General features: G+C 67.1%; 11 protein-coding genes. 1 reads left to right on the top strand and 10 read right to left on the bottom strand.

The genetic code is table 11. The annotated features are described in order from the left end of the window. Positions 1-6: 6 nt before the first annotated feature. From RN02_RS01630 to RN02_RS01615, 4 genes are all read right to left on the bottom strand, one after another. On the bottom strand, positions 7-1,455 hold the full coding sequence (locus RN02_RS01630) for a PucR family transcriptional regulator (RefSeq protein WP_043312740.1): 1,449 nt from the start codon (positions 1,453-1,455) through the stop codon (positions 7-9). Positions 1,456-1,891: 436 nt separating this feature from the next. Further along, entirely contained in the window at positions 1,892-2,698 is an 807-nt protein-coding gene (locus tag RN02_RS01625) for a helix-turn-helix transcriptional regulator (protein ID WP_043312738.1), read from the bottom strand. A gap of 105 nt (positions 2,699-2,803) precedes the next feature. Beyond that, positions 2,804-4,036, bottom strand: a complete 1,233-nt coding sequence (gene eutH, locus RN02_RS01620) for an ethanolamine utilization protein EutH (protein ID WP_043312737.1) — start codon at positions 4,034-4,036, stop codon at positions 2,804-2,806. A 99-nt stretch (positions 4,037-4,135) separates the two neighbouring features. Next, the gene (locus tag RN02_RS01615; RefSeq protein WP_043273794.1) at positions 4,136-4,900 is read right to left on the bottom strand and encodes an SDR family NAD(P)-dependent oxidoreductase; all 765 of its coding nucleotides are present in this window, start codon (positions 4,898-4,900) and stop codon (positions 4,136-4,138) included. A gap of 329 nt (positions 4,901-5,229) precedes the next feature. Between RN02_RS01615 and gabP the strand changes: the two genes are divergently transcribed. Beyond that, positions 5,230-6,642, top strand: a complete 1,413-nt coding sequence (gabP, locus tag RN02_RS01610) for a GABA permease (RefSeq protein WP_043312736.1) — start codon at positions 5,230-5,232, stop codon at positions 6,640-6,642. A gap of 50 nt (positions 6,643-6,692) precedes the next feature. Here gabP and RN02_RS01605 read toward each other — a convergent pair whose 3' ends face one another. From RN02_RS01605 to RN02_RS01580, 6 genes are all read right to left on the bottom strand, one after another. Then, a complete protein-coding gene (locus RN02_RS01605) occupies positions 6,693-7,604 on the bottom strand; it encodes a DMT family transporter (RefSeq protein ID WP_043312735.1) in 912 nt (303 codons plus the stop codon). Positions 7,605-7,840: 236 nt separating this feature from the next. Then, positions 7,841-9,331, bottom strand: a complete 1,491-nt coding sequence (locus RN02_RS01600; RefSeq protein WP_043312733.1) for an aldehyde dehydrogenase — start codon at positions 9,329-9,331, stop codon at positions 7,841-7,843. Continuing rightward, the gene (locus RN02_RS01595; RefSeq protein WP_043312731.1) at positions 9,324-10,235 is read right to left on the bottom strand and encodes a dihydrodipicolinate synthase family protein; all 912 of its coding nucleotides are present in this window, start codon (positions 10,233-10,235) and stop codon (positions 9,324-9,326) included. Before RN02_RS01595 ends, RN02_RS01600 begins: the two co-directional genes overlap by 8 nt. A 63-nt stretch (positions 10,236-10,298) precedes the next feature. Further along, positions 10,299-11,627, bottom strand: coding sequence for an MFS transporter (locus RN02_RS01590; RefSeq protein ID WP_043312729.1), 1,329 nt, complete (start codon positions 11,625-11,627; stop codon positions 10,299-10,301). Between the two features lie 164 nt (positions 11,628-11,791). Beyond that, positions 11,792-13,111 (bottom strand): NAD(P)/FAD-dependent oxidoreductase, encoded by a 1,320-nt coding sequence (locus RN02_RS01585; RefSeq protein ID WP_043312728.1) that lies wholly within the window; start codon positions 13,109-13,111, stop codon positions 11,792-11,794. Positions 13,112-13,213: 102 nt separating this feature from the next. After that, positions 13,214-13,936: a GntR family transcriptional regulator gene (locus RN02_RS01580; RefSeq protein ID WP_043273802.1), complete on the bottom strand. Its 723-nt coding sequence runs from the start codon at positions 13,934-13,936 to the stop codon at positions 13,214-13,216. Between the last annotated feature and the right edge of the window lie 545 nt (positions 13,937-14,481).

The following is a 14,481-nucleotide window of genomic DNA, read 5'->3' as shown; positions in this document are numbered from 1 at the left end:
TTGCATTCAAGGTGTCCGATCGAACAGCTCGGTGTTCTTCGCGGCCTGGAGCGCGATCCAGAAGCGTGCGATGCCGTTGGTGGAGGTGGGCTTGAGGCCCGTCAGCTGTTCCACGAGCTTCAGCCGGTAGACCAGGGTCTGGCGGTGGATGCCCAGGTCGAAGGCGGTGGCCTTCCAGTTCCCGTCGTTTTCCAGGAAGGCCAGCAGCGTGGGCAGCAGCGCGGCGCCCTGGGTGCGGTCGTGCTCGATCAGCGGGCCCAGGTAGCGCCCCACCAGCGCCCGGGCTTCGGCGAGGGACTTCGGCGCCATGATCAGGCCGGTCTCCGCCTCGCCATAGCGCAGCACGCCAGCCTCCACTTCCTGCGCCTGGGCCAGGGCCAGGCGCGCCTGCCTGACGCTTTCGCGAAAGCCCGTCGCCGCGGCGATCGGCCCGCTCACGCCGATCACGGTGCCCTCGCCGAGGTTGCCGCGCAGGGCATCGAATAGCCCGTTGTCGTCGCGGCTGATCGCCAGCAGCAGGCCCTTGTCGTTCAGCAGCAGGGGACTGGCCTGGTGCAGGGCGGGCGCCTGGTGCAGTTCGTCCGGCCCCCAGGGCCCGTTGCCGCCCGGCTTGATCGCAAGGCACACCAGGGTGCCGAGCAGGCCGCGCTGTTCCAGGAGGGGGCGGGCGAGGCTGAACTCCGTCTCGCCTTCCAGCAGGCTGCGCAGCAGCGCCGAGCCCTCTTCGCGCTGCTGGTCGCGGTGGATCATCAGGCGTTCCAGCTCGACGCCGAGCAGGCCGACCAGCGAACGTACCAGGAGGGGGTCGTCCAGCATTCTTTCGCCCTTGCGGGCCATGACCAGGTTGGCCCGCGCCCGCCCGGCGATGGGTATCCGTTCCAGCCGCTCCGGGGGCGGCCTGCGGGCCGAGCGGGTTTCGACGATGTCGACGCCGCTGACCGCGTCCTCGATCGCCAGGTACATATCCAGCGAGGCGGCCAGGATCGAAAGGCGGCCGGCCATGTCGGGCTCCTTGCGCAGGGCTTCGGCGTAGGTCTGGAACAGCCGCTCGCTGGCATTGAAGCGCTCGCGCTGGGCCTGCAGCACGCTTTCGATCACATGGTGGGACAGCTTGACGAACTCGAGCTCGAAGCTGCCGCGGAGAACGGGGAACAACAGGCGATCGGCCGCCGCCAGCAGCTCGTCCGACAGCGCCGGGGCGTCGTCACGGGGCGCGACCACCAGTGCGCTGGCGTTGCTCTGTACCAGTTGCTCCAGCCAGGCGACCTGGTCCTGCGCGGCTTCGGGCAGGCCAACGCCGGTGGTCATGACCAGGTCGCCCGGGGAAACCCAGCGCCACGGGTCCGGCAGGTCGACGGCGTGGGCCCAGGTGATCAGCCTGCCGGTGCCGGCGAGGCCGGCGACCGCCTGCAGTTTCAGCAGCTCGATCTCGATCAGGTCTTGCACGGTGAGCATTGGGGCCTCTTGTTTCGACGCGGGCGGGATGCCGTTCATTATCCGGAGTTATCCGGGGGCGCCTAGCTCTCTCTTGTCATTCTTGTGAGCGTGGAGTGATGGGGTTGAGGTTGGAGCGCAGGTTTGCAGAAGAGCACCCTCACCCCAGCCCTCTCCCGGAGGGAGAGGGGGCCGTTCGGAGTGGGCGGGGAGTCCGGAGTCATCCTGGGACTCCTGTATCCGCAGTGGGCCGTGCCACCGGGGCGTTCGGCGTGGTCGGTGGGCCCAATCGCGGACGGAGTCCGCTCCTACCGCATGAGCGAGTATGGCTTTTCGTAGGATGGTGTTGAGCGAAGCGATACCCATCACCGCAACCGCATGGGTTTCGCAAGCTCAACCCATCCTACGGGGCTTCCCTGGAGCCAAGGAGCGGACTCTGCCAACAGAGCAAACATCCCTACCTCGCCGACTGCGCGATATAGCCGATGAACAACCGGAACAGGTCGGAGTTGCTGGAGATTTCCAGGCGCTGGTAGATGTTGTGCTTGTGGACCTTCACGGTGCCTTCGGAGATGCCCAGCAGGTGGGCGATGGAGGCGTTGCTGTGGCCTTGCAGGATGAGCTTGGCGATGTAGCGCTGGGCGTCGGTCAGTTGGCCCTGGAGGATGTCGACGAAGGCGCTCTCCAGTTCGCTTTCGGGCGCTTCCGTGGTGATTTCGGCGGGCTTCAGGGCGGTGCGCCAGTGCAGTTCCCAGGCCGCGGCTATCACTGGCGCCAGGGTTTCCAGGTGCTGGACTTCCTTTGGTGCGAAGGGGCCGTGGTCCTCGGCCTTCATCAGCGAGAAGACGATGGCCGTGCGCGGCTGCAGGTGGATGATGTAGCCGATCTCCTCGACCTGGGTGCCGTGGGTGGACGACACGCAGGGGTGCAGGTCGCGGGAGAGGGCGAAGCCGGAGGAGAAGAAGCTGTCCGGCGCCAGGTCGCTCATGCGCCACAGGCCGGCCGGGTGGCGGTTCATGCTGGCCACGTAGAAGGGGTCCAGCAGGTAGCCGCCACGGGAATAGGCCTCCAGGGTCTTCGCCGACACCTGGCCGTTGTAGCCGTCGTGCAGCAGCTGCGCGTTGCGGTCGAAGCGGAACAGGTAGCCGCAGCTCATGTCGAAGCCGACCCTGCCGTCCAGCAGCGAGCCGATGGCGTGCCCCAGCTTGTCGGTGCCGACGGCGGCCATCAGGTCCGCCAGCTTCTTCGCGTCTTGGCTGTTCATGGAGGGCTGCGTCGCCTGTCTTGAGCAGGTGTTGCCGCGCCGGCGCGGGGCCGGCGGGTGCCTGGGCCTGGCAGGGGCGCCGCGGGGCGCCCCTGCGCGGGTGCGTCAGGACAGTCCGGTCGAGGCGCGCAGTGCGTCGTGCGGTGCTTCCTGGCTGCCCAGCTGCTGTGCCTTGGGCACCGCCAGCCAGTAGGCCAGGAGCATGCCGATCAGGCCACCGCCGAGTTTTCCAATGATCAGCGGCAGGATCAAGCTCGGCTGGAAGTTGGCGGAGTAGGCCAGGTGGTCGCCGAAGGTGAAGGCCGCGCTCACCGCGAAGGCGATGACCAGCACCTTGTCCTTGGGCGGCATGTCCGCCACCAGGCGGAACATGGCGAGGATGTTGGCCGACGCCGCGAGGATGCCCGCCGCGCCCACCGGCGACAGGCCCAGGTGCGAGGCCACGCGCTCGATGGGGCGGGAGAGGAAGCGCTTGATCAGGTAGACCATCGGGAAGGCGCCGCAGAGCATGATGCCCACGTAGCCGGAGATCTCCAGCGCGCGGAACTGGTCCTGCTTGTCGGCGATGATGGGGGCGAAGCCCCAGCTGCCGAAGTTGGCGGTGAAGAAGCCGGTGAAGTACTCGACGATGGACGCCACCAGGATCAGCGTGACCGCCGCGTACATGATGCTGCCCAGCTTGAGGAACAGCCGCACCATCAGCCCCGGCACGTAGCGCAGCGCGGCGGCCAGGGCGATGCAGAAGAGAATCTGCGGCAGCAGGTTGCGCAGCAGCATCGGCAGGTCGAAGTGCAGTTGCAGGGTGGCGGCGCCGCTGGTGGCGATGTCCGGGCGCACGCCCAGGCCCAGCAGCTGCATGCCCATGGCGATGAACACGATGCTGATGGGGATGCTCAGCAGCCCGGCCATGATGCCCAGGGCCATGTACTTGTGGTCGGCCTTGGCGAGCATGGCCAGGCCCACGGGGATGACGAAGATGATGGTCGAGCCGGACTGGAAGCCGGTGATCAGCCCGAGGATCCAGCCTTCCGGGTCGTGGGCCAGGGCCTGCGCCAGCTGGTAGCCGCCCAGGTCCGAGGCGATGAAAATCGCCCCGGCGATGCCCGGGTCGGCGCCCAGCGCGGTGAACAGCGGGCCCACGTAGTGGCTGATGAAGCTGGAGATGAAGGGGATCGCCGCCATGATGCCGGCGACCGGGATGAAGATCGGGCCGATGCTGTGCAGGCCGGCGTTGAACTCCTTGCCCAGCTCCGACTCGGCGTCGAGGATGGAGGCGATGGCGCCGACCACGGCGCAGGCCATGATGAGGTAGATGACGTACGTGCCGATGTTTTCCATTAGCTGCCTCTGTCTCTTGTAGGTTTCTTGTCTATTGGCAGAGCTAAGTGTCTTGCGAGCCGGGCGTTGTTGTTGGTCTGGGCGCGCGGCTCGGGCCGGTCAGGCCGCGGTGTAGGCGTTGTCGACGAACAGGTGGGCGCCGTTGACGAAGCTGGCGTCGTCGCTGGCCAGGAACAGCGCCGCCGAGGCCACCTCGCGCGGGTCGCACAGGCGGCCCTGCATGGCGCGCAGCGCCTCGTCGGAAACCTCGGTGCCGAATTCGCGCAGCAGGTCCAGCTCGCGGCGGCCGTGGGCGGTGCCGATGAAGCCGGGGCAGATGGCGTTGCTGCGGATGTTGCGGTCGCGGAACTCCACCGAGATCGCCCGGGCGAACATGTGGCAGGCGCCCTTGGTGGTGCAGTACAGGACTTCCATGGGGGTGCCGACCACGCCTGAGATGGACGAGGTGCAGATGATGCTGCCGCCGCCGGCCTCGATCATCTTCGGCAGCACGGCGCGGGTGACCAGGAACATGCTCTTCACGTTGATGTTCATCAGCCGGTCCCAGTCGCTCTCGCGGGTTTCCAGGAAGGGCCCGACGTGGATGGTGCCGGCGTGGTTCATCAGCACGGTGATGGCGCCGAAGCGTTCCTCCACCTGCGCTACCGCGCGCTCGACCTGCTCGGCGACGGAGACGTCGGTGGGCACGAAGAGGGCCGTGCCGCCGGCGGCGTTGATCCGCTCGGCCACCGCCTTGCCGTCGCTGTGCGGCAGGTCGAGCAAGGCGACCTTGGCGCCTTCGCGGGCGAAGAGTTCGGACGCGGCCAGGCCGCAGCCGCCCGCGCCGCCGGTGATCAGCGCCACTTTGCCGTTCAGTCGTCCCATGGGTATCTCCTGCTTGTTGTTGGTGTGGGATTGCCGTGGGGCTCCACGCTAGGGACGGGCCTTGTGGGTGTCCATATGCCGGCGGATATACGCTGGCCTATGTCTTTGTTTCAAAAGCAATAAAAGTCATTTTTCCGATGGGCGGAAAGCGCCGCGCGGGGAGAGCGGCGGCGCTGCGTTGCGGCCGTCGCTGTCGGGCCTGGTCAAGGAAGCGGCGCGCTGGAACAACTGCCCGGCAGCGCACGTGAACTAGCTTGGCTTCGCGCAATGCGGCCCTGGCTGGCGGCATTGGGCACGGACATGACAAGAACAACGAAGAAGGCCTCAGGATGACAACGACAAGAACGCAAATCCGCAATGGCGAGCTCGCGCAAGGCTTCAAGCCGCGGCACGTCACCATGCTTTCCATCGCCGGCGTGATCGGCGCCGGATTGTTCGTAGGCTCGGGGCACGCCATCGCGGCTGCCGGCCCCGCCGCCATAGTGGCTTATGTGCTCGCCGGCACCCTGGTGGTGCTGGTCATGCGCATGCTGGGGGAAATGGCCGTGGCCAGCCCCGACACCGGTTCCTTCTCCACCTACGCCGACCAGGCCATCGGCCGCTGGGCCGGCTTCACCATCGGCTGGCTGTACTGGTGGTTCTGGGTGCTGGTGATCCCCATCGAGGCGATCGCCGCCGGCGTGGTGCTGAACAACTGGTTCCCGCAGGTGGAGTCCTGGTTCTTCGCCCTGGCGATGACCGTGCTGCTGACCCTCACCAACCTGTTCAGCGTGGCCAAGTACGGCGAGTTCGAGTTCTGGTTCGCCATGCTCAAGGTGATCGCCATCGTGCTGTTCATCGCCCTGGGCGCCGTGGCCCTGGCCGGCGGCCTGCCGGGCCGCGAGGTGAGCGGCCTTTCGCAGCTGATGGCGAGCAACGGCGGCTTCATGCCCAATGGCTGGACGGCGATCATCGGCGCGCTGCTGACCACCATGTTCAGCTTCCTCGGCACCGAGGCGGTGACCATCGCCGCCGCCGAATCCGGCAACCCGGCGAAGAACATCGCCAAGGCCACCCGCTCGGTGATCTGGCGCATCTGCGTGTTCTACCTGCTGTCGATCTTCGTGATCATTTCCGTGGTGCCCTGGAACGACCCGCTGCTGCCGGTGCAGGGCTCCTACCAGCGCGCGCTGGAGGTGATGCACATCCCCTACGCGAAGTTCCTGGTGGACATGGTGGTGCTGGTGGCGGTGGCCAGTTGCCTGAACTCGTCGATCTACATCTCCTCGCGGATGATCTTCTCCCTGGCCAAGCGCTCCGACGCACCGGCCTTCATCCGTCGCACCTCGGCAGCCGGCGTGCCGCGGGCGGCGGTGATCGCCAGCACCGTCATCGGCATGTTGACCACGGCGGTGAACTTCTTCGCCCCGGCCCAGGTGTTCGCCTTCCTGCTGGCCAGCTCCGGCTCCATCGCGCTGCTGGTGTACCTGGTCATCGCCTTCTCGCAGCTGCGCATGCGCTCGATCCTGCAGCGGCGCAACGCCGAGATCGCCTTCAAGATGTGGCTGTTCCCCTGGCTGACCTGGGCGGTGATCGGCTTCATCGTGTTCGCCCTGGGCGTGATGTTCGTGATGCCGGAGCACCGCCTGGAGGTGAGTTCCACCCTGGCGCTGGCAGTGGTCATCCTGCTGCTCGGCAACCTCACCGCGCGCCGGCACGCCACGGCGGCCGCGCGTTCCGGCACGGTGGAGCAGGGCGCCTGAGGCCCGCGTAGAAAGCGACGGGAGGCCGGGGCCGGCTTCCCGTCGTCGCGTCAGTGCACAGTGGATTGGGACAGCTTGCTGCGAGCCGAGAGGAGGGTGGCGAAGATGATCAGCGCCGCCCCCAGCAGCATGCGCAGCGAGGGTTGCTCGCCGAACAGCAGCCAGGCGCAGGCGATGGCGTAGACCGGCTCCAGCGCGATGATCATGCCCGCGCTGCGGGCTTCCAGCGCATCCAGGCTCTTGACGAACAGGTACTGCGCCAGGCCCGTGCAGAAGATGCCCAGCAGCGCCAGGTAGACCCAGTCCGCCGGCAGCAGCGCATGGTGGGCGAGGTGCGTCAGGGCGAAGGGCGAAACCAGCACGGCGACGGTCAGGTTCTGCCAGAAGGCCACTTGCATGGCGTCCATGCCGCGCGTGGCGCGCCGGTTGGCGATCGCCAGCAGGGCGAACGACAGGCCCGAGCCCAGGCCCCAGAGCAGGCCCAGGGTGCCCTGGTCCGCCAGGTCGAACGACGGCACCACCAGCACCAGCCCCGCCGTGGCCATCAGCAGCAGGCAGGCTTCGCCGAAGCCGATCCGCTCGCGGAACACCGCCAGGTCCAGCAGGGCGATGAAGGCCGGGAAGCTGGCGAAACCGAGGGTCGCGACCGCGACGCCGCCGACCTTGACCGCGATGAAGAAGCTTACCCAGTGCGAAGTCAGCAGCGTCCCGGTCAGCGCCAGCACGCCGATCTTGCGCCAGCTCAGGCCACGCAGCAGCGGGCGCCGCTGCAGCTGGGCGACGGCGCCCAGGGCGACGATGGCGAAGGCGGCGCGGCCGTAGGTGATGACGCTGGCGTCGGCCTGGATCAGCGCGCCGAGGATGCCGGTCAGGCCGAACAGCACGGCGGCGACGTGGGCCACCAGCAGGGCGTTGCGGTGCGCCGAGGCGCAAGTTGTGTGGGGGAGGTCGGATGTAAGCATGGCAGTGATTCTTCAAAAATGGTGTGCGCACCGCTGCGCCGTGCGCAACGGTTGGGTGTCTGGTCGAGAAGGTTGTGTGTGGTGAGCGGCACGGGCCGACACCGACGGCGATGCAGCATTGAGAAGCTCTTCCGTGAGCCGTGCTGTTCGTTCGCCGCCCTGGATGGGTGGCGCCCCCAGCGCCGGGCGGCGCAGGGGGCTGTACTGCGGGTCAGGTCAGGATTTTACCGCGGGTCTCACGAAGCATCGATCCAGATGGTCTTCAGCTCGGTGTACTGGTCGTGGGCCCAGATCGACTTGTCGCGCCCGCCGAAGCCGGACTCCTTGTAGCCGCCGAAGGGCGTCGAGGCGTCGCCTTCGCCGAAGCAGTTGACGGTGACGATGCCCGCGCGGATTTCCCGGGCCAGGCGCAGGGCGTTGCGCAGGCTGCCGGTGTAGGCCGAGGCGGCCAGGCCGTAGACGGTGTCGTTGGCCAGGTCGATGGCGCCGTCGATGTCGGTGAAGGGCGTGACCGACAGCACCGGGCCGAAGATTTCCTCGCGGAACAGCCGGCTCTGCGGCTCGACATCGTCGACCACGGTGGGCTCGACGAAGATGTCGCCCTGGGTCTGGCCGCCATAGACGAAGTCCAGGCGCTCGCTGCGGGCCTGCTCGATGTACGAGCGCACCTTCTCGAAGTGCGCCTTGCTGACCAGGGCGCCGAGGCGGTTGTCCGGGTCCAGCGGGTCGCCCATCTTCCAGTCGCGCATGTGCACGCCGATGCGTTCGAGCAGGGCGTCCTTGATGTCGGCGTGGACGATCAGGCGCGAGGACGCCGAGCAGTTCTCGCCCATGTTCCAGAAGGCGCCGTTGACCACGTGCTGGGCGACCTGGTCGAGGTCTTCCACGTCGTTCATCACCACCGCCGGGTTCTTCCCGCCGCACTCCAGCACCACACGCTTGAGGTTGGACTCGGCGGCGTACTTGAGGAACAGCCGGCCGGTCTCGGTGGAGCCGGTGAAGCTGACCATGGCCACGTCCGGGTGGCGGCCGATGGGCTCGCCGGCCTCGCGGCCGCCGCCGGGCACCACGTTGAACACCCCGGCGGGGATGCCGGCCTGGTGCGCCAGCTCGGCGACGCGCAGGGCGGTGAGGGTGGTTTCCCGGGCCGGTTTGACCACGATGGAGCAGCCGGCGGCCAGCGACGGGCCGATCTTCCAGGCCAGCATCAGCAGCGGGAAGTTCCACGGCAGCACCAGGCCGACCACGCCGATGGGCTCGCGCACCACCATGGTCACGGCGCCGGAGCCGACCGGCGCGGTGCTGTCGTAGATCTTGTCGATCAGCTCGGCGTGCCAGCGCAGGGTGTGGATGGTCTCCGGCACGTCGATGTTCTGGCATTCGCGCACCGGCTTGCCGCTGTCCAGGCTCTCCATCACCGCCAGCTCGTGGGCGTGGTCTTCGAGCAGCTGGGCGAAGCGCTGCATGACCGCCTTGCGCTCGCCGGGGGAGCGCTTGCTCCAGCGGCCGTCCTCGAAGGCCAGGCGGGCGCTGGCCACGGCCAGGTTGACGTCTTCGGCGTCGCAGGCGGCGATGTCGGCCAGCCGCTCGCCGGTGGCCGGGTTGCTGCTGGCGAAGGTGCGGCCGGAGACGGCGTCACGGAAGCTGCCGTCGATGAAGGCCTGGGTGGGGAAGCGCAGTTCGGCGGCGATGGCGGCGTATTGCGCCTTGCTCAGCAATTCAGCCATTGTGGGTGCCCTCGGTGATCTGCGCGACTTCGCGCTTGAGTACGGCGACGATCTCTTTTAGCTCGGCCTTCTCGGCCTCGGTCAGGCCCTTGAGCGGGGCGCGCACGCCGCCGCTGCGCAGGCCGGCCAGCTCGCAGCCGTACTTGATCGACTGGACGAACTTGCCGCCTTCCAGGAAGTCCATCAGCGGCATCATCGCCGCCATGATGCGGCGGCCCTTGGCGAAGTCGTTCTCGACCACGCAGGCCTGGTACAGGGCGACGTGCTCGCCGGGGATGAAGTTGGAACCGGCGCAGACCCAGCTGCGCGCGCCCCAGGCGAAGAACTCCAGGGCCTGGTCGTCCCAGCCGCAGGACAGCGCGATGCGCGGGTGCTTGCAGGCCAGGCGGTGCAGCTGGCCGGTGGAGCCGGAGCTTTCCTTGATGGCGACGATGTTCTTGCAGCCGGCGACGGCGGCGAAGAATTCCTCGCCCATGTCCACGCCCATGCGCGCCGGGTAGTTGTACAGCATGATCGGCAGGTCGGCGGCGGCGTCGACGGCCAGCACGTGGTCGGCGATCTCCTGCTGGGTGGGCAGGGCATAGGGCGGCGAGCCGACCAGCAGGGCGTCGGCCTTGATCTCTTTCGCCGCCTTGGCGTAGGCCACCGAGTCCTCGGTGCGGATGGCGCCGGTGCCGACGATCAGCGGCAGGCGGCCGTTGATCACGTCCTTGGCCTTGGCCGCCAGGTCGAAGCGCTCCTGGGCGGTGTGGGCGTAGTACTCGCCGGTGGAGCCGCCGATGATGATGCCGTGGACCTTCGAGGCGATCAGGTATTCCAGCACTTCGGCGAAGGCCGGATGGTCGATCTGGCCATCGGCCGCCAGGGGGGTGATGGCGGGGGTGTAGATGCCTTCGAATTTCATGATGCGTTCTCCAGTGGGGTCGTGGTGGTCGGCCGCCGCGCCCAGCGGCGCGGCGGCCCTTGATCAGGTGAGCGAGGCCGCCTGCTGCAGGTTGAGCGAGCGGGTTTCCGGGGCCAGCGCCCAGGCGAACAGCAGGCCGACCAGGGTGACGATGGCCGCGGCGTACATGGTCTGGGCGATGCCCAGGCTGTCCAGGGACAGGGGGACGAGGTAGGTGCCGACCGCGGCGCCGACCCGCGACAGCGAGGTGCCCACGCCGACCGCGCAGGCGCGGATCTCGGTGGGGAACAGCTCGTTCGGGTAGACCAGCTGCAGCACCTGGGCGCCGCCGATGAACAGGGCGTAGGCGCCGAACAGCGCGAGGATCACGGCTTCGGAGGAGGCGTGGAAGGCGCCGAGGCCGAGCAGCGCCAGGCCGGACCAGAGGAAGCTGTAGATCAGCATGCTGCGCCGGCCGATGACGTTGATCAGGCGGGTGGCGATGATGCAGCCCACCACGAACAGCAGGGTGATGGTTTCCGAGCCGAAGGAGGCCCAGTTACCCTGGAGGTTCAGCGCCAGCAGCACCTTGGGCGCGAAGGCGTAGACGGCGAACACCGGGATCACCGAGCAGGTCCAGAACATGCTGACGAACAGCATGCGTTTGCCGTAGCCGGAGTGCAGCAGGTTCCACACCGAGAGCTTCTTCTGCCTGGGCTGCTCGGGCAGGTTCTGCAGCGAGAAGCGCGGCCCGTAGACGCTCTTGATGACCTGCTCGGCCTCGGCTGCACGGCCCTTGCCCAGCAGCCAGCGCGGCGATTCGGGGGTGCCCAGGCGAACCAGGAACAGGGCCGCGCCTATCACCGAGGCGCTGGCCAGCACCAGGCGCCAGGCGTCGTCGCCGCCGTGCCTGAGCAGGGCGTTGCCGACCATGTAGGCCAGCGCGGCGCCGGCGAACCAGAGGATGGTCAGGGTCGCCAGGCGCGGGCCGCGGTGCTTCTTCGGCAGGAACTCCACCAGCAGGGAGGTGGCGACGGGGTATTCGATGCCCACGCCGATGCCGATGAGCAGGCGCAGCAGGAACAGCGCCAGGGCCGACTCCACCCAGTACTGCGCCAGCGAACTGAGGATGAACAGCACCGGGCCGACGAAGAAGATGCGCTTGCGCCCGAAGTGGTCGGTCAGCCAGCCGCCGATGAAGCCGCCGAAGAAAATGCCGATCAGCGCCGCAGCGGCGATCATGCCCTGCCAGAGGGTACTCAGGCCCAGGGCGGCGGTCATCTGCACCATGGATACGCCGATGATGCTGAGCACGTAGCCGTCGACGAAGGAGCCGCCGCCGGAGCGGATCGTCAGCAACTGGTGAAAGCCATTGAGGGGTACGTCTTCGATCGAGGTGTCGTTGATTGTCATTGTTTTCTCCTGACTCTAAGAGCGGCCGGATGTTTTCAGGCTGAGCGAACCCGCAGAGCCGAAGAAGAGTCTTCAGCCCTGGTGGCTCGAAAAGCCGCCGAAACTGGCAGTCGGTCGGGGCCGACGTCCTGGGAGGCGCCTGCGGCGCCAAGCCTCCTACGTGATCAGCTTTCCTTGCCTGCCCGGTATTGACCCCACTTCAGGTTGAGGTTCACGCCCAGGGACAGGAAGGGTTCGGGCGGATTGGCATTGGGGCCGGGGGAGCGCAGCAGGAAGTCGATCAGCTCGTTCCGCTCGCCAGCCAGCCAATCGGCCAGGAGTTTTCCGGTGACGGTGCCGCGGGTCACGCCCAGGCCGTTGCAGCACAGTGCACCGTAGACGTTGGGGGCCAGCTCGCCGAAGTACCCGTTGTGGTTGCGGGACAGGGCCAGGGCGCCGCCCCAGGTGTATTCGAAGCCGACGTCGGGCAGCATCGGGAAGCGCGCGTCGAACGAGGCCTGGTGGCGGCTGACGAAGCGCTCCAGGTACTTGGCGTTGCTGCGCCCGTCCGGGTTGAAACTGAAACTGTTGCGGATCAGCAGGCGGTTGTCGGGCGTGCGGCGCACGGTGGTGCCGAACGGGTCCGCCGGGATCACTCCCCAGTAGGGCTTGCCACCGAGGCGCGCCTGCTCCTCGGCGGTGAGCGGCCGGGTGATGCTGGCGTAGGTGAAGACCGGCAGCATCTTGCCCTTGAGGAAGCCGAAGCTCATGCCGAAGGCGTTGTTGGTCAGCACCAGCTTGTCGGCGACGATGGCGCCGTTGGCGTGGCTGAGGACGATCTTCTCGCCGTACTCCACCTCGGTGATGGGGGTGTGTTCGTACAGGGTCACGTTGCTCGGCAGCGAGTCGGCCAGGCCCTTGACCAGCGCGGAGGGCTGGATGAGCACGGTGCCGGGGGTGAACAGCGCCTGGCGGTAGAAGTGGGTGCCGATGTGCGCGGGGAGGTCGGCGGCCTCGATCATCTCGTAGGCCTGGCCGAGCTTGTCGAGGCCGCGGCGGTAGGCCTCGAGCACGGCGATGCCGCGGTCCTCGATCGCCGCCTGGTACTTGCCGCAGGCCTTCATCTGGCAGTCGATGCCATGGCGCTCCACCAGTTCCGTCAGCTGGGACTGGCCGGCGAGGTTGAGCTTCAGGGCGATCCTGGCGGTGGCGATGTCGCCGATGTAGTCGTCGGCGCCGATGTCGTGGGGCAGGTCGATGGCGAAGCCGGCATTGCGCCCGGAGGTGCCGAAGCCCACTTCCTGGGCCTCGACCAGCACGATCTCCTCATCGGGAAAGTTCAGCGCCAGCTGGCGCGCCGCGGCCAGCCCGGTGAAGCCGGCGCCCACGACCACCCAGCGGGCGGCGCTCTTGCCATGGTGGGCCGGCTTGGGCTGCCGCGACCTGCTCAGGTGATACCAGCCACAGGTCGAATCGTCGGAAGGCAAGTGCGTCACTTTCATCATTTCAGGGACCTGACTCTTATTGTTTGTGCCTGTTAACCATCCCTTGCGTGAAATGACTCACTGTCGTGCGAGAACACCGGCGCTCGGGTTACTACCTAGAACTCAATAGACAAGTGCCACCTCGACCCCCGCCGGGGCCGCGTATTCGGCCATGCGCCGGCGCGACAGCTCGAAGTGCGCCCGGACGATGTCGGCCGCGGCATCGGGGTCGCGCCGCTCGATGGCCTGGATCATCTGCTCGTGCTGTTCGCAGGCGACTTCCAGGTCCTGCTGCATGTCGTCGGTGGTGGGGTGGCGGTAGAAGATCTTGCCCAGGCGCGCATGGTCGATCAGCAGCCGGCGCAGGCTGGGCATCAGGTAATCGTTGTGGGCCATCTTGCCGATCTCGAGGTGGAACTCGTCGTTGTAGAAGACGCGAGCCTCGACATCCTTTTCTTCGATGGCCTTGCGGAATCTCCGCTGGATGTCCTTCAGCGCCTCGATCTCGGCGGCGGACGCATGGGTGGCCGCCAACTGCGTGGTGGCGATGTAGATCAGCGGCGCGGCAAGGAAGAAGCTGTGCAGCGATTCGTGGCTCATGGACGCCACGCGCGGCGCGCGGTTGGCTTCCAGCTCGATGTAGCCCTCGGCGGCTATCTGGCGTAGCAGTTCCCGCACCGGTGGCCGTGAAAGGCCGAACTCGTCGCACAGGGCGAGTTCGTCAACGACCGCGCCGGGAGCCAGTTCCATGCTCAGAATCCGCCGACGCAGCGTATCGGCCAGCACCACCTTGCGGTCGAGCGGGGCATCGATGCTGGATTGGTCGACTTCGATCTGGGCCTTCATGGGAGCCTTTCTGCTTGTCATGGTTTGTGTCTACAGTTTGTATAACGACTATAAAGGCCTGTTAGACAATATGTCTACAGGAATTTTTCGTACGACCTCGGACGCGACAAACGGCTGTTCCACCGCTCCCCGCCAGGCCTTCGCCACGGGCTGGCGACCAGGTGGGGCGGCTGTGGTGAGCCTGGGAGCGCAGGCGGTATCGCCGAGGAGGCGTCTGGAAAGGGACTGCTCAGGCAGCGCCGGGCCGTCCATCCGGGGGTATTTCACCATACTTCGCCCAAGAGGCCGGTTCCGCGTGGCCAGGGCGGGCAGCAGGGGATGTCGGTGGGGCTCCCATTTGGAAAAAGAACGCCCTCATCGCTGGAAGCGACCTCGGCATATCCGTTAACGACAAATAGCGCTGTCCGTATCGGCGCTCTAGTTGATTGAAATCCAAGGGGAAATGCGGAGAACTCGGTATTCTTTGTGAATTTATTGGGTATACACAAAGAATACAAAGCGATTGACCGGCCTTGGGACCCGTGCGAGTCTCCGCTCCATCAGCC

It is taken from the genome of Pseudomonas sp. PI1 (assembly GCF_000812405.1).
Classification (GTDB): Bacteria; Pseudomonadota; Gammaproteobacteria; order Pseudomonadales; family Pseudomonadaceae; genus Pseudomonas; species Pseudomonas citronellolis.
The sequence above is the reverse complement of the archived record's forward strand: the minus strand, read 5'-3'. Positions and strand labels throughout refer to the sequence as shown.